Source organism: Variovorax sp. J2L1-78, assembly GCF_030317205.1.
GTDB lineage: Bacteria > Pseudomonadota > Gammaproteobacteria > Burkholderiales > Burkholderiaceae_C > Variovorax > Variovorax arabinosiphilus.
Genome location: NZ_JASZYB010000001.1, coordinates 1 through 19,737, shown reverse-complemented (window position 1 = coordinate 19,737; position 19,737 = coordinate 1). Strand labels below are relative to the sequence as shown.

18 protein-coding genes and 1 pseudogene are annotated in these 19,737 nt (G+C 69.2%); 15 read left to right on the top strand and 4 right to left on the bottom strand.

Annotated features, from left to right (window positions below; genetic code table 11):
- Positions 1-5 precede the first annotated feature (5 nt).
- The 15 genes from fliF to QTH86_RS00025 all read left to right on the top strand — a co-directional run bounded on the left by fliF (position 6) and on the right by QTH86_RS00025 (position 14,001).
- Entirely contained in the window at positions 6-1,739 is a 1,734-nt protein-coding gene (gene fliF / locus QTH86_RS00095; RefSeq protein ID WP_286646688.1) for a flagellar basal-body MS-ring/collar protein FliF, read from the top strand.
- The gene (gene fliG / locus QTH86_RS00090) at positions 1,729-2,727 is read left to right on the top strand and encodes a flagellar motor switch protein FliG (protein ID WP_286646689.1); all 999 of its coding nucleotides are present in this window, start codon (positions 1,729-1,731) and stop codon (positions 2,725-2,727) included. The genes fliF and fliG overlap by 11 nt, the downstream gene beginning before the upstream one ends.
- Positions 2,714-3,520 (top strand): flagellar assembly protein FliH, encoded by an 807-nt coding sequence (fliH, locus tag QTH86_RS00085; protein ID WP_286646690.1) that lies wholly within the window; start codon positions 2,714-2,716, stop codon positions 3,518-3,520. The genes fliG and fliH overlap by 14 nt, the downstream gene beginning before the upstream one ends.
- A complete protein-coding gene (gene fliI, locus QTH86_RS00080) occupies positions 3,517-4,941 on the top strand; it encodes a flagellar protein export ATPase FliI (RefSeq protein ID WP_444813533.1) in 1,425 nt (474 codons plus the stop codon). Before fliH ends, fliI begins: the two co-directional genes overlap by 4 nt.
- Before the next feature lie 28 nt (positions 4,942-4,969).
- Positions 4,970-5,425: a flagellar export protein FliJ gene (gene fliJ / locus QTH86_RS00075; protein WP_286646692.1), complete on the top strand. Its 456-nt coding sequence runs from the start codon at positions 4,970-4,972 to the stop codon at positions 5,423-5,425.
- Positions 5,426-5,439: 14 nt separating this feature from the next.
- Positions 5,440-6,831 (top strand): flagellar hook-length control protein FliK, encoded by a 1,392-nt coding sequence (locus QTH86_RS00070; RefSeq protein WP_286646693.1) that lies wholly within the window; start codon positions 5,440-5,442, stop codon positions 6,829-6,831.
- Between the two features lie 112 nt (positions 6,832-6,943).
- Positions 6,944-7,426, top strand: coding sequence for a flagellar basal body-associated protein FliL (fliL, locus tag QTH86_RS00065; protein WP_286646694.1), 483 nt, complete (start codon positions 6,944-6,946; stop codon positions 7,424-7,426).
- 21 nt (positions 7,427-7,447) lie between these two features.
- Positions 7,448-8,452, top strand: a complete 1,005-nt coding sequence (fliM, locus tag QTH86_RS00060; protein ID WP_286646695.1) for a flagellar motor switch protein FliM — start codon at positions 7,448-7,450, stop codon at positions 8,450-8,452.
- Positions 8,445-8,894: a flagellar motor switch protein FliN gene (gene fliN, locus QTH86_RS00055; protein WP_286646696.1), complete on the top strand. Its 450-nt coding sequence runs from the start codon at positions 8,445-8,447 to the stop codon at positions 8,892-8,894. Before fliM ends, fliN begins: the two co-directional genes overlap by 8 nt.
- Complete coding sequence (fliO, locus tag QTH86_RS00050; protein WP_286646697.1) at positions 8,891-9,376, top strand: flagellar biosynthetic protein FliO; 486 nt, start codon at positions 8,891-8,893, stop codon at positions 9,374-9,376. The genes fliN and fliO overlap by 4 nt, the downstream gene beginning before the upstream one ends.
- Positions 9,373-10,131: a flagellar type III secretion system pore protein FliP gene (fliP, locus tag QTH86_RS00045; RefSeq protein WP_286646698.1), complete on the top strand. Its 759-nt coding sequence runs from the start codon at positions 9,373-9,375 to the stop codon at positions 10,129-10,131. The genes fliO and fliP overlap by 4 nt, the downstream gene beginning before the upstream one ends.
- A 37-nt stretch (positions 10,132-10,168) precedes the next feature.
- Entirely contained in the window at positions 10,169-10,438 is a 270-nt protein-coding gene (fliQ, locus tag QTH86_RS00040; RefSeq protein WP_286646699.1) for a flagellar biosynthesis protein FliQ, read from the top strand.
- Positions 10,439-10,445: 7 nt separating this feature from the next.
- A complete protein-coding gene (gene fliR / locus QTH86_RS00035) occupies positions 10,446-11,243 on the top strand; it encodes a flagellar biosynthetic protein FliR (RefSeq protein WP_286646700.1) in 798 nt (265 codons plus the stop codon).
- Positions 11,244-11,437: 194 nt separating this feature from the next.
- Positions 11,438-11,836, top strand: a complete 399-nt coding sequence (locus tag QTH86_RS00030; protein ID WP_286646701.1) for a phosphonate transporter — start codon at positions 11,438-11,440, stop codon at positions 11,834-11,836.
- A complete protein-coding gene (locus tag QTH86_RS00025) occupies positions 11,833-14,001 on the top strand; it encodes a putative bifunctional diguanylate cyclase/phosphodiesterase (RefSeq protein ID WP_286646702.1) in 2,169 nt (722 codons plus the stop codon). The genes QTH86_RS00030 and QTH86_RS00025 overlap by 4 nt, the downstream gene beginning before the upstream one ends.
- 45 nt (positions 14,002-14,046) lie before the next feature.
- Here QTH86_RS00025 and flgL read toward each other — a convergent pair whose 3' ends face one another.
- The 4 genes and pseudogenes from flgL to QTH86_RS00005 form a co-directional block, all read right to left on the bottom strand.
- Positions 14,047-15,258 (bottom strand): flagellar hook-associated protein FlgL, encoded by a 1,212-nt coding sequence (gene flgL, locus QTH86_RS00020; protein ID WP_286646703.1) that lies wholly within the window; start codon positions 15,256-15,258, stop codon positions 14,047-14,049.
- A gap of 31 nt (positions 15,259-15,289) precedes the next feature.
- Positions 15,290-17,254 (bottom strand): flagellar hook-associated protein FlgK, encoded by a 1,965-nt coding sequence (gene flgK / locus QTH86_RS00015; RefSeq protein ID WP_286646704.1) that lies wholly within the window; start codon positions 17,252-17,254, stop codon positions 15,290-15,292.
- Positions 17,255-17,401: 147 nt separating this feature from the next.
- Positions 17,402-19,348, bottom strand: a complete 1,947-nt coding sequence (locus tag QTH86_RS00010) for a methyl-accepting chemotaxis protein (protein WP_286646705.1) — start codon at positions 19,346-19,348, stop codon at positions 17,402-17,404.
- A 25-nt stretch (positions 19,349-19,373) separates the two neighbouring features.
- Positions 19,374-19,737: pseudogene (locus QTH86_RS00005) on the bottom strand (methyl-accepting chemotaxis protein); the annotation flags it as partial.

Genomic DNA, 19,737 nt, shown 5'->3' with positions numbered 1-19,737 from the left:
TTCGCATGAGTTCGGCTGCGACCCTCGGCGCCGCGCCGACGTCCCCCGCCGCCGGCGCCACGTCGTGGACCGACAAGCTGCGCGCCCAGCCCAAGCTCCCGCTGATCATCGGCGGTGCCGCGCTGGTGGCCGTCGCCATGGCCTTCGCCCTGTGGAGCCGCGGGCCTGATTACAAGGTGCTCTACACCAACGTGTCGGACCGCGACGGCGGCGCGATCATCGCGTCGCTGGCCCAGATGAACGTGCCCTACAAGTTCGCCGAGGGCGGCGGTGCGATCCTGGTGCCGGCCGACCGCGTGCCCGAGGTCCGGCTCAAGCTGGCCTCGCAGGGCCTGCCCAAGGCGGGCGGCGTCGGCTTCGAACTGATGGACAATCAGAAGTTCGGCACCAGCCAGTTCGCCGAGCAGGTGAACTTCCAGCGTGCGCTCGAAGGCGAGCTGGCGCGCTCCATCGAGTCCATCGGCACCATCGAGTCCGCCCGGGTGCACCTGGCCATGCCGAAGCCTTCCCTGTTCGTGCGCGAACAGAAGAAGCCTTCGGCATCGGTCGTTCTGACCCTGCACCGCGGCCGCAGCATCGACGAGGGCGCCGTGAGCGCCATCGTGCACATGGTGTCCAGCAGCGTGCCGGAACTCGACCCCAAGAGCGTGACGGTGGTGGACCAGCGCGGCAACCTGCTGTCGGCGGCCAACGCCGGCGCACGCGGCCTGGATGTCAGCCAATTGAAGTACACGCAGGAGATCGAGCAGGGCTACATCCGCCGCATCGAAGCGATCCTGCAGCCGATCCTGGGTACCGGCAACGTGCGCGCCCAGGTGGCGGCCGACATCGACTTCTCGGTGGTGGAACACACCGACGAGAAGTACCGGCCCAACACCGACCCGGCGAACGCGGCCATGCGCAGCCAGCAGTCGAGCGAATCGAACCAGCTCGGCGGCACCCCGCCCGGCGGCGTGCCCGGCGCGCTGTCGAACCAGCCGCCCACCGCACCGAACGCGCCGATCACGACCCCGCCGAACACGCCACCAGGCACCCCGCAGACGCCGGCGCAGGTCGCCGCCGCGCAGGCTGCCCAGCGTGCCGGCACCGCCACCACCACGACCGCTGCCACCGGCCCGTCGAGCAGCCGCAAGGACACGACCACCAACTACGAGCTGGACCGCTCGATCCGCCACGTGCAGCAGGGCGCCGGCGGCGTGCGCCGCCTGTCGGTGGCCGTGGTGGTGAACAACCGCGTGGGCGACGACAAGGGTGCCAGCCGCGCCCTGACGCCGGCAGAACTCGACCAGATCCGCAACCTGGCGAAGGAAGCCATGGGCTTCAGCCAGGACCGCGGCGACTCGCTCAACGTGGTCAACAGCGCCTTCGCCGACGAACGCGAGAAGGAAGCCCCTGCACAGGCCTTCTGGCGTGACCCCGCGAACATCCCGCTGGCCAAGACGCTGGGCATGTACCTGCTGATCGCCCTGCTCGCCCTGTTTGCCTGGTTCGCGGTGGCCCGTCCGCTGCTGCGCAAGCACCTGGCGCCGCCGGCACCGGCCCCGGTTGCGGACATCGACGAGAACGACGTCTTCGCCAAGGTGGTGGCCGATGAAGGCCCGAGCCCGGACGAAGCCATGCGCCAGCGCGAGGCCGAACGCCACAAGGCCGACCTCGACTTCGCCCTCGAGGCCGCCACCCAGGACCCCAAGCTGGTGGCCATCATGATCCAACACTGGATGACGACCGATGAGCAATGAAGTTGGAACCCGTAAGAGCGCCATCCTGTTGATGGCCGTGGGCGAGGACCGCGCTGCCGCGGCCCTGAACCTGCTGCCCACCGCGATGGTGCAGGAGCTCGGCCTCGCGATGTCGAAGTTGAGCCAGGTCTCGCGTTCCGAGCTGGCCTCGGTGCTGCGCGAATTCCGCGAGGAAACCGAACAGCTGTCGGCCCTGCACCTCGGTTCGAGCGACTACATCCGCGCCGTGCTCAAGAAGGCGCTGGGCGAGGACCGCGCGAGCGACCTGCTCGAAGACATCCTCCGGGCGGAAGAGCCCGACAGCGGCATCGGCCGGCTCAACCAGCTCGAAGCGAGCGAAGTGGCCGAACTCATCCGCGACGAGCATCCGCAGATCCTGGCCACGCTGCTGGTCCACCTCGACCGTGCCAAGGCCGCCGAGGTGCTGGAGAAGCTGCCCACGCGCCTGCGCCACGACGTGGTGGTGCGCGTGGCCACCTTCGGCGGCGTGCAGCCGGCCGCGCTCAAGGAACTCACCGACGTGCTCACCGAGATGCTGTCGGGCGAAGGCTTGAAGCGCAGCCGCCTGGGTGGCGTGCGCACTGCGGCGGAGATGGTCAACCTGATGAACAGCGCGAACGAGGAGGAAACCATCGCCCACGTCCGCGAACTGGACGACACGCTGGCCCAGCGCATCGTCGACGAGATGTTCGTCTTCGAGAACCTGCTGGGTCTGGAAGACCGCAGCATCCAGCGCCTGCTCAAGGAAGTGGAGTCCGACTCGCTCATCATCGCGCTCAAGGGTGCACCGATCGAGCTGCGCGACAAGTTCCTCAAGAACATGTCCAACCGCGCCGCCGAGACGCTGCGCGAAGACATCGAGCTGCGTGGCCCGGTCCGTGTGTCGCAGGTCGAGGCCGAGCAGAAGACCATCCTGCAGGCGGCCCGCCGCCTGGCCGAAGCCGGCGAGATCGTGATCTCTTCGCCGGGTGCCGATGAATTCGTCTAAGCCCACCACCGCGACCGCGGCGCGGCTGGCGTCGCTGTACGCGTCGACGCGCGCGGGCGGCAGCGCCCCGACGCAGGCCGAAGCGGCGCCGTCCAAGCCGGTACTGTCGGCCTGGGAACGCTGGGAGATGGGCAACATCGCCGGCGATCCGAGCCGCGCCACCGCCGCCGGGCGGATGGCCGCCGCCCGGGCGACCTTGCCGCCAGCGCCGCCCCCGCCGACCGTGCCTGTAGGCGTCGCCCAGGCTGAGCTGCGGCGCCTCCGCCAGGAAGCCACCGCCGCAGGCCACGCGACCGGCCACGCCGAGGGCTGGGCCGCCGGCCACGCCGAGGGCCACATCGCCGGGCTCGCCACGGGCCTGGCCGCGGCCACCGCACACGCCGAGCAGCTGCGCGCGCTGAGCACCTCGCTGCCCGAAGCCTTGCGCGGCGCCGAGCGCGAGATCACCGACGTGCTGCTGACGCTGGCCCTGGACATCGCCCGCCAGGTGGTGCACCGCACCCTCCGCGCCGAGCCCGAGTGGTTGCTGCCTCTGGTGCAGGACCTGGTCCATGCCGAACCCACGCTGCAAGGCGAACCCCGACTGTTGCTGAACCCGGCCGATGTCGCGCTGGTGAAGGACAGCCTGGGCAACGAGCTGCAGCAGGCCGGCTGGCAGGTACGCCCCGACGACAGCATCCAGCGCGGCGGCTGCCGCGTGCAGTCCCCCGCCGGCGAAATCGACGCGACGCTCGAGACCCGCTGGAAGAGCGTGACCGCGGCGCTCCATCGCGACGCCGACGCGCAGGAATGAACACGATGAGCGGCACGGTCGCCTCCAACCCCCACGTCCAGCACTGGGTCGACGCGCTGACCCAGGCGCGCAGCGACATCGCCCGGTGCACCACCACCGTCGCCTCGGGCCGGCTCACGCGCGCCGTGGGCCTGGTGCTCGAAGCCACCGGCCTGCAGCTGCCCGTGGGCAGCGACTGCCTGATCGAACTGCCGCCCGGCTACCCCGTTCGCCACGCCGAGGCCGAAGTCGTCGGCTTCGCGGGCGACCGCATCTTCCTGATGCCGCAGAGCGAAGTCGCGGGCCTGCTGCCCGGCGCACGGGTGTTCCCGCGCATGTCCGCTGGCGGCACTGGCGGCGACAACCACACCAAGCGGCTGCCGGTCGGCGAAGGCATGCTCGGCCGCGTGGTCGATGCCGCGGGCCGTCCGCTCGACGGCCTCGGCCCGCTGGACGTCGCCAAGCGCGTGCCGCTGTCGAGCCCGCCGGTGAACCCGCTGTCGCGCGCGCCGATCGATTCGGTGCTCGATGTCGGCGTGCGCGCCATCAACGGCATGCTGACCGTCGGCCGCGGCCAGCGCATGGGCCTGTTCGCCGGCTCGGGCGTCGGCAAGAGCGTGCTGCTGGGCATGATGGCCCGCTACACCAGCGCCGACGTGATCGTGGTCGGCCTGATCGGCGAACGCGGCCGCGAAGTCAAGGACTTCATCGAGAACACGCTCGGCGAGGAAGGCCTGGCCCGTGCGGTCGTGGTGGCCGCGCCGGCCGACAACTCGCCGCTGCTGCGCCTGCAGGGCGCGGCCTATGCCACCTGCCTGGCGGAGTACTTCCGCGACCAGGGCAAGAGCGTGCTGCTGATCATGGATTCGCTCACCCGCTACGCGATGGCGCAGCGCGAGATCGCGCTGGCCGTGGGCGAACCGCCCGCCACCAAGGGCTACCCGCCCTCGGTCTTCGCCAAGCTGCCCGCACTGGTCGAACGCGCCGGCAACGGCGCGCGCGACGCCGACGGCAACGGCGGCTCCATCACGGCCTTCTACACGGTGCTGTCCGAGGGCGACGACCAGCAGGACCCGATCGCCGACTCGGCGCGCGCCATCCTGGACGGCCACGTCGTGCTGTCGCGCTCGCTGGCCGAAGCCGGCCACTACCCGGCGATCGACATCGAGGCCTCGATCAGCCGCGCCATGACGGCGCTGATCGAGCCGGCGCAGTTCGAGACCGTGCGCCGCTTCAAGCAGATGCTGTCGCGCTACCAGCGCAACCGCGACCTGATCAGCGTCGGCGCCTACGCCCCGGGCCACGACGCGCAGCTCGACCAGGCCATCGCGATGTACCCAAAGATCGAGGCCTTCCTGCAGCAGCCGATGGACGAGCGCACCGACTACGACGCCTCCATCTCCCGGATGCGAAGCCTCTTCGAACCGGCCCGCGCGGCCTGACCCCTTTTCAAGGATCTCAAGGAGTCCCATGTCCACCAAGCTTCCCCTCGACATGCTCACCGAACTGGCGCGCACGCAGACCGACAAGGCCGCGATCCGCCTGGGCGCCCTGCAGACCGCGCGCATCACCAGCACGCAGAAGCTCGAGCTGCTGATGCAGTACCGGCAGGACTACGTGAACCAGTTGAACGACCTGATGGTCCACGGCATGCCCGCCGCCAAGCTGCGCAACTACCAGAACTTCCTGGTCACGCTCGACGGCGCCATCGACCAGCAGCGCGCCATCGTCGCGCAGGCCACCACCCGCCTGGACCACGGCCGCGTCGACTGGCAGCACCAGAAGCGCCGCCAGAGCTCCTTCGACACCCTGGCCGAGCGCGTGCGCCAACAGGAAATGCTCGTCCAGGCCAAGCGCGAACAGCGCGAAAGCGACGAACGCGCCACGCGCAAGTTCTTCGACCGCGCCGCGAACCCGACCCTCTGACCCCAGGAGCCCCCATGCCCGCACTCGTCTCCCCCGCAGCACTCGTCTCGCCCGGCCTCTCGTCCACCTCGTCGCCGGCACGCGGCCGCCAAGCGGACGAGCCGCAGGGCCGCAGCTTCCATGCGGCACTCGACCGCTCGCGTGCGTCGCAGGCCAACACCGACGCTAGCGACCCCACCGACAGCGCGACCGCGCGCCCCGGGACGCCACGCCGCGGCGCGTCCGTGCCCAAGGACGACACCCTGCCCCAGATCCCGAACCTCGACTTCTTCGTACCCGCCGTGTCGGCCCAGGTCACGACGGCGGCCGCACGCACCGGCGCCGAAGCCGTCACTGCGGCCGCCCTGCGCGGTGCCGCCACGGCCACCGAACGCACCGACGTGCAGGCGGCCCTGGCAGGCACCGACACGGTGGCCGACGCCGCCAAGGCCGTGACCGAACCCGACCTGCCGACGGCCGAAGCCGCGGCCAAGGCCGCGCTCGCCGACGGCGCGCCCGCCGACGCGAGCGCCACCGATGCCCTGCGCGCCGCGGCCGGCAAGACGTCGACAGCCGTCTCGGCCCAGGCCGACGCTGCCGCTGCCACCGCGAAGGCAGACGCCGCGGCGGTGCCGGCCACGCCGGTCGCCCCGTCGCTGCTCAACGCCGCGCTGGCCAGCACCGTGCCGGCCACGCCAGCGCCCGCCGCTCGCACGGGCCGCACCGACGCCGCCAGCCGCGACACGGCCGCCACCGCGGTCACCACCACCACGGCCGCCGCCGCAACCGCCGAGGCCGACCCGTTGGATCTGCTGGCCGCCCGCATCGAAGCCGCCACCGGCAACGACGCCGGCCTGGCCGACGACAGCGCGCCCAACACACCGCTCGCATGGATGGCGGCCCAGCCCGGCAGCGCCGGCATCGGCAACGGCGCCGCCACGACCGAGAGCCGCGTGCCCGTGCTCTCGCTGGCGCCACCGGTCGACAGCGATGCCTGGGCGCCCGCCCTCGGCCAGCAGATGCTGCGCATGAGCGCCAGCGGCATGCACACCGCCCAGCTCAACCTCAACCCCGAGAACCTCGGCCCGCTGCAGATCACGCTCAAGCTCGGCGACGACCAGGCCCAGGCGATGTTCGTCTCGGGCCATGAAAGCGTTCGCAAGGCGGTCGAGGCCGCGCTGCCGCAACTGCGCACCACGCTGGCCGAACACGGCATCAGCCTGGGCCAGACCGCCGTGGGCGCCGATACGCGCCAGCCGGGCAGCCAGAGCAGCTTCGCCAGCGATAACCCGTCGGGTCGCTCGGGCGGCAACGGCGGCAGTGCCTACCCCGGTGCCGCACGCAGCGGCACGGTGGCCTCGAGCGCGGTGCCTGCCGCCGCCGTGCGCAACACCCGCCCCGAGGGCGTCGTCGACACCTTCGCCTGACCGGAAAGCAACCGCAATGCCGGGATCTGACGCGCTTTTGCCCGCTTGATCCCCCGTTGCGCCCGCGACGAGTTCGCCAAGAATAAGACCCATACCGCAACCAGCTCCACCCATGGCCACCAGCACCGCACCCGTCTCTGCCGCACCGTCTTCGCGTTCGCCGAAACTGTTGATCATCGTCCTGAGCGCGGTCACCCTCTGCGCACTCGCCGGTGGCGGCTACTTCTATCTCGCCGCCGGCAAAAAGGCCGAAGCGGAACCGGCCGCCAAGGTCGCCGAGAAGCCGATCTTCGTCGCGCTCGAACCCTTCACCGTCAACCTGCAGTCCGAAGGCCGCGCCCGCTTCCTGCACGTGGGCATCGCCCTCAAGGTGAAGGACGAGAAGGCCAAGGCACAGGTGGTCGAATTCATGCCCGAGCTGCGCAGCCGTGTGCTGATGCTGCTGTCGAACCGCCAGCCCGAATCGCTGGTGACGACCGAAGACAAGTCCAAGCTCGCCGAGGAAATCCGCACGGCGATCAACGCGCCGCTGTCGGCCGACCTCCCGCCGCAGGGCGTCTCGAGCATCTCCTTCAACACCTTCGTGGTGCAGTGACCACTTTCAGGCAACCGACCCATGGCCTATGAACAAGTCCTCTCGCAGGACGAGGTCGATGACCTGCTGCGGGGCGTCACCGGCGGCACGGTCGACCAGACCGCCACGACCAGCGCGCCTGCGCAAACCGGCCTGCCCGCCTACGACCTGGGTGCGCCCGACCGTGTCGTGCGCAGCCGCATGCACACGCTGGAGGTCATCAACGAGCGCTTCGCACGCGGCCTGCGCGGCGCCCTGCTGAACTTCATGCGGCGCAGCCCGGACATCTCGGTCGGGCCGATCCAGATCCAGCAGTACGGCGAGTTCGTGCGCCACCTGCCGGTGCCGGCGAACATCAACATGCTGCACATGAAGCCGCTGCGCGGCACCGCACTGTTCGTGTTCGACCCGAAGCTGGTGTTTCTGGTGGTCGACAACCTGTTCGGCAGCGACGGCCGCTACCACGTCCGCGTGGAAGGCCGCGATTTCACGCGCACCGAGCAACGCATCATCAAGCGCCTGCTCGACCTGTCGCTGCAATGCTATGGCGACGCCTGGAAGCCGGTCTTCCCGCTGGACTTCGACTACGTGCGCGCCGAGATGCACGGCAAGCTGGCCAACATCGTGGCGGCCAACGAGGTGGTGGTGAACACCACGCTGCAGATCGAGTTCGGCCCGGTGGGCGGCTTCCTGCACGTGTGCATCCCCTACTCGATGATCGAGCCGATCCGCAACCAGCTGTCCAACCCGATCCAGGACGAGGTCGAGGTCGACAAGCGCTGGGTGACGCAGATGTCGCGCCAGATGCAGTCGGCCGACGTCGAGCTCGTCGCCAACTTCGTGCAGATGACCTCCACCATCGGCAAGGTGCTCGCGCTGGAAGTCGGCGACGTGCTGCCGATCGAGCTCCCCACCACCGTCACCGCCAATGTCGACGGCATCCCGGTGATGGACTGCACCTTCGGCACCTCGAACGACCGTTACGCGCTGCGCGTGCAGCACATGATCACCCACCAAGACACCGACCCGAAGAGCGACCATGACTGACAACACCCCTGCTTCCGACGACATGGACGACTGGGCGGCTGCGATGGCCGAACAGACCGCCGCCACACCGGCGCCTGCCCCGGCCCCCACGCCGGCACCGGCACCTGCTGCAACGCCCGCCACCGCGCAGGTCTTCCAGCCGATGGACGCGCCGACGGCGGCCAGCGGCGTCGCCGGGCTCGACCTGGCCCGCGTGCTCGACGTGCCGGTGCAACTGACCGCCGAGATCGGCCGTACCCGCATCACCATCAAGAGCCTGCTGCAGCTGTCGCAGGGCTCGGTGGTCGAGCTCGACGGCCTGGCCGGCCAGCCGCTGGACGTGCTGATCAACGGCTACCTTATCGCCCAGGGCGAAGTGGTGGTGGTGAACGACAAGTACGGCATTCGCCTGACGGACATCATCACGCCGTCGGAACGCATGCAGAAGCTCGCACGTTCATGAACCTGCTGCGCTGGCGCTCGCACACCGCCCTCGTGTGCGGCTGGCTGGCCGCCGCGGGCGCGCACGCGTCGCTGCCGACCGTGCCCGCACCGGTGGCCGAAGCCGCCCCCGTGGCGGTCGGTGCCGGTGGGGTGCTGCAGGCGGCCTTCGGCATGGCGATGGTGCTGGGCCTGATCTTCCTGTGCGCCTGGGCCGCCCGCCGCTTCGGGCTGCAACGCTTCGGTACCGGCAACGTCGTGAAGGTGGTGTCGAGTTCGTCCCTGGGCCAGCGCGAACGCGTGGTGGTGGTCGAGATCGACGGCACCTGGCTGGTCCTGGGCGTCACCGCCAGCCAGATCCAGACACTGCACACCCTGCCGGCCAAGCCCGGCGCGCACGCCGCCGCCGGCACGGCCACGCCGGCCGCCCTGCAGCGCCCGCTCGACCTCTTCGCGCAGAAGTTCCGCGAATCGCTGGGCGTCAAGAGCCGACCGACCGCATGACCCCACGCACCGTTCTTCGCAGCCTGCGCATCGCGCTGGCGCTGCTGGCGGCCACGCTGCCGCTGGCCGCCTGGACCCAGGGCCTGCCGGGCGTGACCAGCACCCCCGGCCCGGGCGGCAGCCAGACCTGGTCGCTCAGCGTCCAGACGCTGATGATGCTGACCTCGCTGACCTTCCTGCCGGCGCTGATGCTGAGCATGACCAGCTTCACCCGCATCCTGATCGTGCTGGGCCTGCTGCGCACCGCCATCGGCACGCAGTCGTCGCCACCCAACCAGGTGCTGGTCGGTCTGTCGCTGTTCCTCACCTTCTTCGTCATGTCGCCGGTCTTCGACAAGGTCTACGCCGACGCCTACAAGCCCTTCTCCGAGAACAAGATCACCGTCGAGACCGCCCTTACCCGCGGCATCGAGCCCTTCAAGACCTTCATGCTGCGCCAGACGCGCGAGAACGACCTGGCCCTGTTCGCCAAGCTGGCCAAGGTACCGGAAATGCAGGGCCCCGAAGACGTGCCGCTGCGGATCCTGCTGCCGGCCTTCGTCATCAGCGAACTCAAGACGGCCTTCCAGATCGGCTTCACCATCTTCATCCCCTTCCTGATCATCGACATGGTGGTGGCCAGCGTGCTGATGTCGATGGGCATGATGATGGTGCCGCCCGCCAGCATCGCCCTGCCCTTCAAGCTGATGCTCTTCGTGCTGGCCGACGGCTGGCAGCTGCTCATCGGCGCCCTGGCGCAGAGCTTCTTCACCTAGCCCCTCCCGCCCAGTCTTTCGCGACGGAACCCGAGCCATGACCCCCGAAACCATCATGACCATGGGCAACCAGGCCATCAACGTGGCGCTGCTGCTGGGCGCCCCGATGCTGCTGGTCGCGCTCATCATCGGCCTGGTGATCAGCATCTTCCAGGCGGCCACGCAGATCAACGAGGCCACGCTGTCCTTCATCCCGAAGCTGCTGGCGGTGTTCGCCACGCTCGTGATCGCCGGCCCGTGGATGCTCGGCAACATGGTCGACTACATCCGCCAGCTGTTCGGCAGCATCCCCACGCTCGTCGGCTGAGCCCTTGATGCCGGCCGTCTTCTCGGTCACCTCGGCGGAGCTGACCGTCTGGCTGACCACCTTCTTCTACCCCTTCGTGCGCATGCTCGCGCTGATGAGCACCGCGCCGGTCTTCAGCGAAAAGTCGGTGCCGCGCCAGGTGAAGGTCGGCATCGCCGCCATCCTGGCGGTGGTGCTCACCCCGGCGATCGGGCCGGTGCCCGCCGTGCCGATCGTCTCGCCCGGGGGGATCTGGATCATCGTCCAGCAGGTGCTCATCGGCGGTGCGATGGGCTTCGTCATGCGCCTGGTGTTCGCGGCCGTGCAGGCGGCCGGCGAATACATCAGCCTGCAGATGGGCCTGTCGTTCGCATCCTTCTTCGACCCGATGGCCGGCGGCACCACGATGGTGGTCGGGCGCCTGCTCAACCTGCTGGCCATGCTGCTCTTCCTGGCCCTGGACGTGCACCTACTGCTGGTGAGCGTGCTGGCCGAGAGCTTCCAGACCCTGCCCATCGGCGACGCGCCCTGGTCCGCCGGCGGATGGATGTTCCTGGTGCAAGGCGGCTCCCAGGTGTTCGCCAGCGGCCTGATGCTGTCGCTGCCCCTCGTGACGGCCCTGCTCATCCTGAACCTGGCCATGGGCATCCTCAACCGCGCATCGCCGCAGTTCAGCATCTTCGCCGTGGGCTTTCCGCTCACGCTGCTGGCGGGCATCGCGATGCTGCTGCTGCTGATCCCGAACCTCGGCGCCTTCCTCGAGCCGCGCTTCGCGGAGAGCGCGGCAGGGGTGCTGCGCTTCACGCAGGCCCTGCGCGGGCCATAAGCCCGCGCCACCCGCCCCCGGCGCCGACCATCGTTCACATTCATCGCCCCGGCGTCGCCAGCGATGGCGCCTCTTCCTACACGAGGGCCCTCCGGACGACATAAGACTTCGGTCTTTGTTTCCGACCACGGTCGGCAAGTCCCCAGACCCGCCGTGACGGTCGAGCAGCAACTCTTTTTTCGAAAGCCAGTCCGATGACGCAGCCCGTCTTGACCGCCTTCGACGTGGCCCCCGCCGACGTTTCAGCCTTCCTGGGTCGCGCCTCTGCGGCCGACCTCGACGCCCTCGAATTCGGCGTCATCGGGTTCGATGCCGGGGGTGTCGTTCGGCGTTACAACGCACATGAGTCGCGGATGGCCGGGCTCTCGCTCGATCGCGTGGTGGGCCATGCCTTCTTCACCGTGGTCGCGCCCTGCATGAACAATTTCATGGTGGCCCAGCGCTTCGAGGACACGGCGCAGGCCGGCGGCACGCTCGACGAGACGATCGACTACGTCCTGACCCTGCGCATGCGACCGGTCAAGGTCAAGCTGCGCCTGCTGGCCGACCCGGCGATCCCCCTGCGCCATCTCTTCGTGCAGAGGCAGCAGTGATTCCCGGCGACAGCGCGCCGTCGACCCTGGAACAGGACTACGAGGCGCTGCTGCAGTTTCTCTACATGGCGCCGGTCGGTCTGGCGCAGCTCTCGCGCGACGGTGGCACCGTGCTGATCAACCCGCTGTGTGCACAGCTGCTGATGCCGCTGGCCAAAGAGGGGGACCTCTCGAACCTCTTCACCGTCCTGGCGTCGGTGGTCCCGGACCTGGCCTATCGGGCACGCGCTTACGCCCCCCTGCACGGCAGGGTCTGCGACGCCGTCCACATCCAGACCCGTGCGGGCGTGCCGGGCCGCGAAGACGCACAGATCCTGTCGCTCACCCTGGTCAAGCTCGACGCCGATCGATTCATGGCGGTGCTGGACGACGTGACCCTGTCGGTCAAGCGCGACCGCGAACTGCGCCACAGCCAGATGTGCACAGACAGCGTCGCCTACGACGCGCTGATCCAGTTCCTGTACCAGGCGCCCATCGGGTTGCTGCAGACCGAGCTCGACGGGGAGATCACCATGATCAATCCGATGGCCGCGTCGCTGCTCATGCCGCTGACCCGGGCCGGCGCCCTGACCAATCTGTTCGATGTGCTCGAGCCTTTCGCGCCCGGGCTCTGTGCCCAGGCCACTGCGCACACCAGCCCGGGCAACACCGTGGGCGACAGGACGCTGCCCATCCCGATCGGCGATCGCGCCCGGCCAGGCACGCTGTCGACCCTGGGCCTGCGGCTGGTGCGGCTCGACGCGCAGACATGGATGGCCACGATCAGCGACATCACGCAGGCGGTGCACGACGAAGAGCAGCACCTGCAACAGCGCTTGCGCGACCTGTCGCGCAGCGACGAGCTGACCGCGCTGCCCAACCGCGCCGTCGCCGCCGAACACATCGAGGCGGCACGGACCCACGCCGCGACCTCGCCCGATGGCCTCTTCTCCATCGCCTTCATCGACCTCGATCGCTTCCACCGCATCAACACCACGCGCGGTCAGGCGGCGGGCGACCTGCTGCTGCGGCTGGCGGCAGACCGACTGGCCCGGCTGGTCGCACCGGGCGGCGCGATCGAGGCGCTCGGGGCCCGCGGGCTGCTCGCCGCCCGCCTGGGCGCGGATGAATTCCTCGTCGTGGCGCGCCAGATGGCGCACCGCGACGTGGCGGCGCAGCTGGCGAAGAAGCTGGTGGACGCGCTGGGCGAGCCCTACGCGATCGACCACCAGCCCGAGCACGTGAGCGCGAGCGTGGGCGTGGTGCTCGGGCAGCGCGACGCGGGCAGCGCCGACTCTCTGATGCTGGACGCCAGCCTCGCCATGGACGAAGCGAAACGCGCCGGCGGCGCCGGCTACAGCGTGTTCGACCCCGCGATGAAGCTGCGCGCCGCCCGGCGCGCCACCATCGAGACCGACCTGCGCGGCGCGGTCGGCCGCGGGGATCTCGCGGTGGCCTACCAGCCGATCGTGTCGCTGGCGAGCCGGCAGTGCATCGGGATGGAAGCCCTGGTGCGTTGGAACCATCCGTCGCTGGGCAGCGTGCCACCGTTGGAGTTCGTCGGGATCGCGGAAGAGACAGGCCTGATCACGGAGCTCGGCCGATTCGTCCTGAACGAAGCCTGCCGGGCCTGCGTCGCATGGAAGCGCCAGTTCGGCGCCCATGCGCCGCGCAGCGTGTCGGTGAACGTCTCGCGCGCGCAGCTGCTCGGGTCCGACCACGCCGACCATGTCCGGCAGGCGCTGGCTTCGAGCGGCCTGGATGCCGTGGCGCTGCAGGTGGAAGTGACGGAAAGCCTGGCGGCGCAGGACGATCGGGTTCAGCGGAGTCTGCACGACCTCAAGGCGCTGGGCGTCACCGTCGCGCTCGATGACTTCGGCACCGGCTATTCGTCGCTGGCGACCTTGCATCTGCTGCCCATCGACGTGCTCAAGATCGACCGGTCGTTCGTCATGCAGGTCGGAAGCAGCGACCACCACCGCGTCCTGATCGAGGCCGTGATTCTCGTGGCGCGCAGCCTGAACATGCGGACCGTCGCCGAGGGGATCGAGACGGAAGAGCAGGCCACCGCCCTGACGGGGCTGAACTGCGACAAGGGGCAGGGCTACCTGTTCGCGCGGCCCCTGTCGCGCGAGGCCATGACGGCCTGGCTAGACGCGCGCATGCGGCCTGGTGGCTGGCCCTGATCGGGCGGGCCGCCTGCGCCCTTGCCCGGTCGATGGGTCGGCCGGTCAGATGTAGTTGAACAGCGCGATGTTCGACAGGCGGGCGAAGGTCAGCTGCGTGGCCTTGAGCGAGGTTTCGCGCTGGTAGAAGTCCGAGATGGCGCTGGTCAGGTCCAGATCCTCGATGCTCGAGAGGTAGCTCTTCTCCATCAGGTCGCGCGAGGCGCCACCATCGTCGAGCGCATCGATCTCGTTCATGCGCGAGCCGACCGAGGAGCGGATCGTCAGGACGTTGTCGTGTGCGTTCGTCACCTTGACGTTGGCGGTGCTCAGCGCATTGAGCAACTTGGCGCGCGCCGGTTCGCCGCCGCCTTCCAGCGGCGTACGCAGGGCGGTCACCAACTGGCCGATGCTGGCGAACACATCGGTGCCGGCGTTCTTGGCCGTCGTGACGGCGAAGGTGTCGCCGTCGGCGGGCGTGCCGGAGATGCTCAGCTGCACGCCGCCGAAGGCGATCGGCGTGCCGGCCACGAAGGCGCCGGTGGCCGCGACGACCGGCGGCGTGTCGTTGGTGGTGACGGTGTAGGCGCCGGCCGCGAAGCTGACGACGAAATCCTTGCCGTAGTTGGCCGCGGTGGCATCCACGACGCTCACCGCACCGAAGATGCCGGTGCCGGTGTTCGCCGCCCCACCCGAGGTCACGTAGCCGGCGCCGCCCTGGACCGACTGGAACACCGAGCGGCCGTCGTCCGAGCTCGACATCTGGCGTGCCACGTCGACCTGGATCATGCGCTGGCCCTGGTCACCCACGAACTGGATGGCGCCACCGGCGCTGGTCGCGAACGGCGCGCTGCCGCTCTTGTAGCCCGCAAACAGGAACTGGCCGTTGCCGTCGTCGGTGTTGCCCACCGCGACGAGCTGGTCGAGCTTGCTCTGCAGCGTGGTCGCCAGCGTCGCACGGTCGGCGTCCGACAGCGTGCCGTTGCCGGCCTGCACGGTGAGCGTCTTGATGTCCTGCAGGATCGTCGTGGCGCTGTCCAGCGCCGTTTCCTCGTGCGACAGGGTGAGCATGGCACGTTCGCGGCTGGTGGCGAACTGCTTGGACTCCGACAGGGTCTGCGTCACGCCGAGGACGCGGGTGGCCGCCACCGGATCGTCGCCGGCGGTCAGGAACTTGGTGCCGGCCGACAGCATCTGCTGGGTCCGGAAGAGTTGCTGCTGCTGCGAGTTCAAGGCAGACAGGTTGCGCTCGTAAAAGGTGCTGGTGCTGATACGCATCATGACTCCTGGATTCGAAAGAAGCGGGGGCTCAGTTGCTGATGCCCAGGATCGCGTCGAACATCGTCGAGGCGGTCTGGATCACTTTGGCGTTCGCCTGGTACATCTGCTGGAACATCAGCAGGTTGGCGGTTTCCTCGTCCTGGTTGACGCCGGACACCGACTGCTGGCTCATCTTGATCTGGGCGGCGACGCTGACCTGCGTCTTCTCGGCGACCCCGACTTCCATGGCGCGGTTGCCCACCGTGCTCACCAACTGGGCATAGGCACCGTTGAAGGTGCTGGTGCGGCCACCGATGATGGTCGCGCGCTGCAGGCCCGCCAGCAGCAGCGCATTGCTGCCGTCCGACACGCCGCCGACGTTCTTGCCGATGGTGAAGGTGTCGCCATTGGCCGGGGCGCCGGTCAGCTTCACCGAAATGCCATCGAAGCTGATGCTCGCACCGGCGGTGTAGGGCACGGGCGTACCGGCCGCGTACACGGTCGACGTGCCGTCGGCCAAGGTGACGGTCACGGCCGACGTGGCCGGGAAGCCCGACAGCGTGCCGGTGGCGGCGTCGTAGCTCATGGTGACGTTCGACGCGAGCGGCGCGGCGAGGTAGCCGGCGTTGATCGTGGCCTTGCCCAGCAGGCCCGAACCCTGGTTGGTGGCGGTGTTGCCGGTGACCACGGGAGAAGCCGCGGCCACCTTGGCCGGATCGAGCACCTGCACGGTCATGTCGCGCGCGCCGGTACGGGTGGGCTGCACCGTGAAGGTGTCGCCGAGCGTCGGCGCGCCGCTGTCCAGTGCGACGGTGACGCCGTCGAAGGTGGCTGGGAAGGTCGTGAAGCTGCCGACCGGTGCCTTGTCCGAGACACGCGTCACCACATAGGTGGGCGTGCCGGCCACGTCCTTGTACTCGACGGAGTAGTCGCTGGTGGTGAGCGCGGAGGTGTCGGTCACGCTGGCCGAGATGACGGCGTTCCCGGTGTTCCGGGCATTGCTGAGCACGCCGGGCGACCCCACCGCGAAGAAGTCTTGACCCAACGCCCCCGTGAGATCGACGCCCAGCTTGTGCTGGTCGTTGAAGGCGTCGGCCAGGGCGATCGACAGGCGGCCGATGGCGTTCTGCGTGGGGATCAGCGTTTCGGTGCGGAAGGACATCAGGCCACCGAGCGAGCCGCCCGTGATGGCATTGGGGCTGAGTTCCATCACGTTGCCGGCCAGGCCGACCAGCGCCACGGCCGTGCGGGTCGGGTCGGCCGCCGAGGGCACGGCCATCATCGTCGCCGCACGGTCGCCCACCACCAGCGACTGGCCGGTGGCGATGAAGACGTTGTACTTGCCGCTGTCCTGCTCGAGCACCTTGATGTCGGCGATCTGGCTGAGCTGGCTGACGAGCTGGTCGCGCTGGTCGAGCAGGTCGTTCGCCGGCTGGCCGCCGGACGTCGCGGTGAGCTGGCTGATCTGCTGGTTCAGGCTGGCGATCTGCGTGGCGTAGGTGTTGATCTGTTCGACGCTGCCCTTGATCTGGTCGTTGACCGAGCCGTTCAGGTCGGTGAGGTACTGGTCGGTCGAGCGGAACTTGGTGGCGAGCGCCTGCGCCGAACTGATGAGCTGCTGGCGTGCGGCCGGGTCGGCCGGCGTGTTGGCCACGCCCTGCGTCGCCGTGAAGAAACTCTGCATGAGCGGGCTGATGCCGGAGGTCTTGTCGGCCAGCAGCGAGTCGATGCGGTCGATCTGGGTGCCGTAGCTGGTCAGGCCCGCTGCCACCGACTGCGCGGTGTTGAGCTGCGCCGTCAGGTAGCTGTCATAGCTGCGGCTGGTCGTGGTCACCAGCGCGCCCATGCCGACGAAGCCGGAGCCCGTGGCGATCGCGCCGTTGGTCGAGATCTGCGCCACCTGGCGGCTGTAGCCTGCCGTGTAGACGTTGGCGGTGTTGTGGGCGGTGGTGACCAACGAGCTGCGCGCTACGTTGAGGCCACTGAGGCCCGTCAGGAACATGTTGCCGGCCATATGCTTGGATACCTGTTTGGTAGAGATGTGAAGGGCACCGTGCGATGCCGTTGACTGTTTATCGGCAGGGCCGCCCGAATCTGAAGAGGGTTCGATGGGCCAAACAGCGAGGCTTTCACCCCTCTTCTCCCCGTTTGGGCGGTGTTCTCAGCGTTCTTCGCCCACGCGGAACACCCCGACGGCCTGCACCAGGTGGCCGGCCTGCTCCTGCAGCGACGAGGCGGCCGCGGCGGCCTCCTCCACCAGCGCCGCGTTCTGCTGCGTCACCTGGTCCATCTGCGCGATGGCCTGGTTGACCTGCTCGATGCCCGAGGTCTGCTCCTGGCTGGCCGACGAGATCTCGCCCATGATGTCGGTCACCCGCTTCACGCTGGCGACGATCTCGTCCATGGTGCGACCGGCTTCGGCCACCTGCTGGCTGCCGGTCCCCACCTTGCCCACCGAATCGTCGATGAGCACCTTGATTTCCTTGGCCGCGGCGGCCGAGCGTTGCGCCAGGCTGCGCACTTCGGAGGCCACCACCGCAAAGCCGCGGCCCTGCTCGCCGGCGCGAGCCGCTTCCACCGCCGCGTTCAGCGCCAGGATGTTGGTCTGGAAGGCGATGCCGTCGATGACGGAAATGATGTCGACGATCTTCTTGCTCGATGCATTGATCGCGCTCATCGTGTCGACCACCAGGCCGACGACGCTGCCACCGCGCACGGCGACTTCCGAGGCCGACGAGGCGAGCTGGTTGGCCTGGCGGGCGTTGTCCGCGTTCTGCTTGACCGTCGATGTCAGTTCTTCCATCGAGGCCGCCGTCTGCTCCAGCGAGCTGGCCTGCTCTTCGGTGCGCGAGGACAGGTCCTGGTTGCCCGAGGCGATCTGGCTCGAGGCCGTGGCGATCGTGTCCGTGCCCTGGCGCACCTGGCTCACCACCCGCACCAGCGCATCGCGCATGGTTTCGACGGCGCGTGTGATGGCGCCGATCTCGTCGCGCCGCGGCGAGGTGAGGGGCTGCGACAGGTCACCGTCGCCGATGCGTTGAACATGCTGGCTCAGAACCGTCAACGGCCGCACGGTGCGGCGGATGTACACCACGAGCGCCACGCCGAGCAGCGCCGCGGCCACAGCGATGAAGGCGCCGAGGCCGGCCATCTGCCGGTACAGCGGGTCCAGGACCTCGGCGGCCGGCACTTCGGCCACGACGCGCCAACCGGTCATCTGGCTCTGGGCCACCGAGGCATAGCGGCGCCCGTCGACACCCTGCGCCAGCACGGCCGGGGCGTCGTCGATCCAGAGCACACCGGGCTCGGTGACGCGGCGCGCCCACGCGGCCGCGCCGGCACCGAGCACGCCCGCGAGCGGTTTGCCCGCGGCCGTGGGATGAAACACCAGCCGGCCTTCGCCGGCCGGATCGAGAATGTAGAGACCGCCCTGGTCGAAGATGCGCGTCTGTTTGACGGCCTCCGCGAAGGCGGCCTGCTGCTGGGAGATATCGAGGCCGATGTACAGCACCGCGACCACCTGGCCCGACGCGTCGCGCACCGGGTCGTAGACCGTGATGTAGGGCCGGCCGAACAGCGTGACCCGGCCCATGAAGCGCTTGCCGCTGCGCAGCAGCGGGTAGGCGGCGCTCTTGCGGTCGAGCAGCGTGCCGACCGCGCGCTCGCCGTTCTCCTTCTTCACCGAGGTGGTGACGCGGCGAAAGTCCTCGCCGACCGCCACGAACACCGTCGCATTGGCGCCGGCGAAGCTGCTGGCGAACTGATCCACCTCGTGGGTCGATGCCGCATCGATCGGCACGCCCCCCATGCTCAACACACCCTTCGCCGCGTCGTCCAGCACGAACGCCGCGGTGAACTGGCGGCGGAACACGCCGAACGCGTTCTCCGCGTTGAGCTGCATCGTCTGGTCGAAGATGTCGAGCGACTTGGCGATCGCCTCCGCCTTGGCGTGGGCGTATTGCGCGGCGCTCTCCCGGTGCTGGGTCGACGCCAGCATGTAGAACACACCCAGGATCAATGCCGTCACCGCGACGATCGCGAGCGTGGCGCGGACACTGAGGGTGCGAACCAGCGAGACGAACGCAGGGGGCGTGGCGGAAGAGTGCATGGATGTGCCTATGGGGACATGGTTTTCAGAACTCGGCCCAGTCGCCGTCGTCGCCGGCCGGCAGGGCCTTCGGTGCCGGCTTCTTGGCTTGCAGCGCGACCGTCCGTCCGGCGGCCGAGGCGCGCGGGGTGGGAGCGACGCTGCGGACGGCCGGCTTCGCCACCACCGGCGTGAAGCGCGGCTCGACCGCGCTGGCGCCTTCTGCGATGCGGAAGATGCTCACGGCCTCGACCAGACTCCCGGCCTGCTCCTGCAGCGAGGCGGCAGCGGCCGCAGCCTCTTCCACCAGGGCCGCGTTCTGCTGCGTGACCTGGTCCATCTGCGTGATCGCCTGGTTGATCTGCTCGATGCCCTGCGTCTGCTCGTGGCTCGCCGCACTGATCTCGCCC

Coding starts and splice junctions, on each gene's coding strand:
- fliF (WP_286646688.1), top strand. CDS start 6: ATGAGTTCGGCTGCGACCCTCGGCGCCGCGCCGACGTCCCCCGCCGCC.
- fliR (WP_286646700.1), top strand. CDS start 10,446: ATGCCGGCCGTCTTCTCGGTCACCTCGGCGGAGCTGACCGTCTGGCTG.
- fliP (WP_286646698.1), top strand. CDS start 9,373: ATGACCCCACGCACCGTTCTTCGCAGCCTGCGCATCGCGCTGGCGCTG.
- QTH86_RS00010 (WP_286646705.1), bottom strand. CDS start 19,348: ATGCACTCTTCCGCCACGCCCCCTGCGTTCGTCTCGCTGGTTCGCACC.
- fliG (WP_286646689.1), top strand. CDS start 1,729: ATGAGCAATGAAGTTGGAACCCGTAAGAGCGCCATCCTGTTGATGGCC.
- flgL (WP_286646703.1), bottom strand. CDS start 15,258: ATGCGTATCAGCACCAGCACCTTTTACGAGCGCAACCTGTCTGCCTTG.
- fliN (WP_286646696.1), top strand. CDS start 8,445: ATGACTGACAACACCCCTGCTTCCGACGACATGGACGACTGGGCGGCT.
- flgK (WP_286646704.1), bottom strand. CDS start 17,254: ATGGCCGGCAACATGTTCCTGACGGGCCTCAGTGGCCTCAACGTAGCG.
- fliO (WP_286646697.1), top strand. CDS start 8,891: ATGAACCTGCTGCGCTGGCGCTCGCACACCGCCCTCGTGTGCGGCTGG.
- QTH86_RS00070 (WP_286646693.1), top strand. CDS start 5,440: ATGCCCGCACTCGTCTCCCCCGCAGCACTCGTCTCGCCCGGCCTCTCG.
- fliH (WP_286646690.1), top strand. CDS start 2,714: ATGAATTCGTCTAAGCCCACCACCGCGACCGCGGCGCGGCTGGCGTCG.
- fliQ (WP_286646699.1), top strand. CDS start 10,169: ATGACCCCCGAAACCATCATGACCATGGGCAACCAGGCCATCAACGTG.
- QTH86_RS00030 (WP_286646701.1), top strand. CDS start 11,438: ATGACGCAGCCCGTCTTGACCGCCTTCGACGTGGCCCCCGCCGACGTT.
- fliL (WP_286646694.1), top strand. CDS start 6,944: ATGGCCACCAGCACCGCACCCGTCTCTGCCGCACCGTCTTCGCGTTCG.
- fliJ (WP_286646692.1), top strand. CDS start 4,970: ATGTCCACCAAGCTTCCCCTCGACATGCTCACCGAACTGGCGCGCACG.
- fliM (WP_286646695.1), top strand. CDS start 7,448: ATGGCCTATGAACAAGTCCTCTCGCAGGACGAGGTCGATGACCTGCTG.
- fliI (WP_444813533.1), top strand. CDS start 3,517: ATGAACACGATGAGCGGCACGGTCGCCTCCAACCCCCACGTCCAGCAC.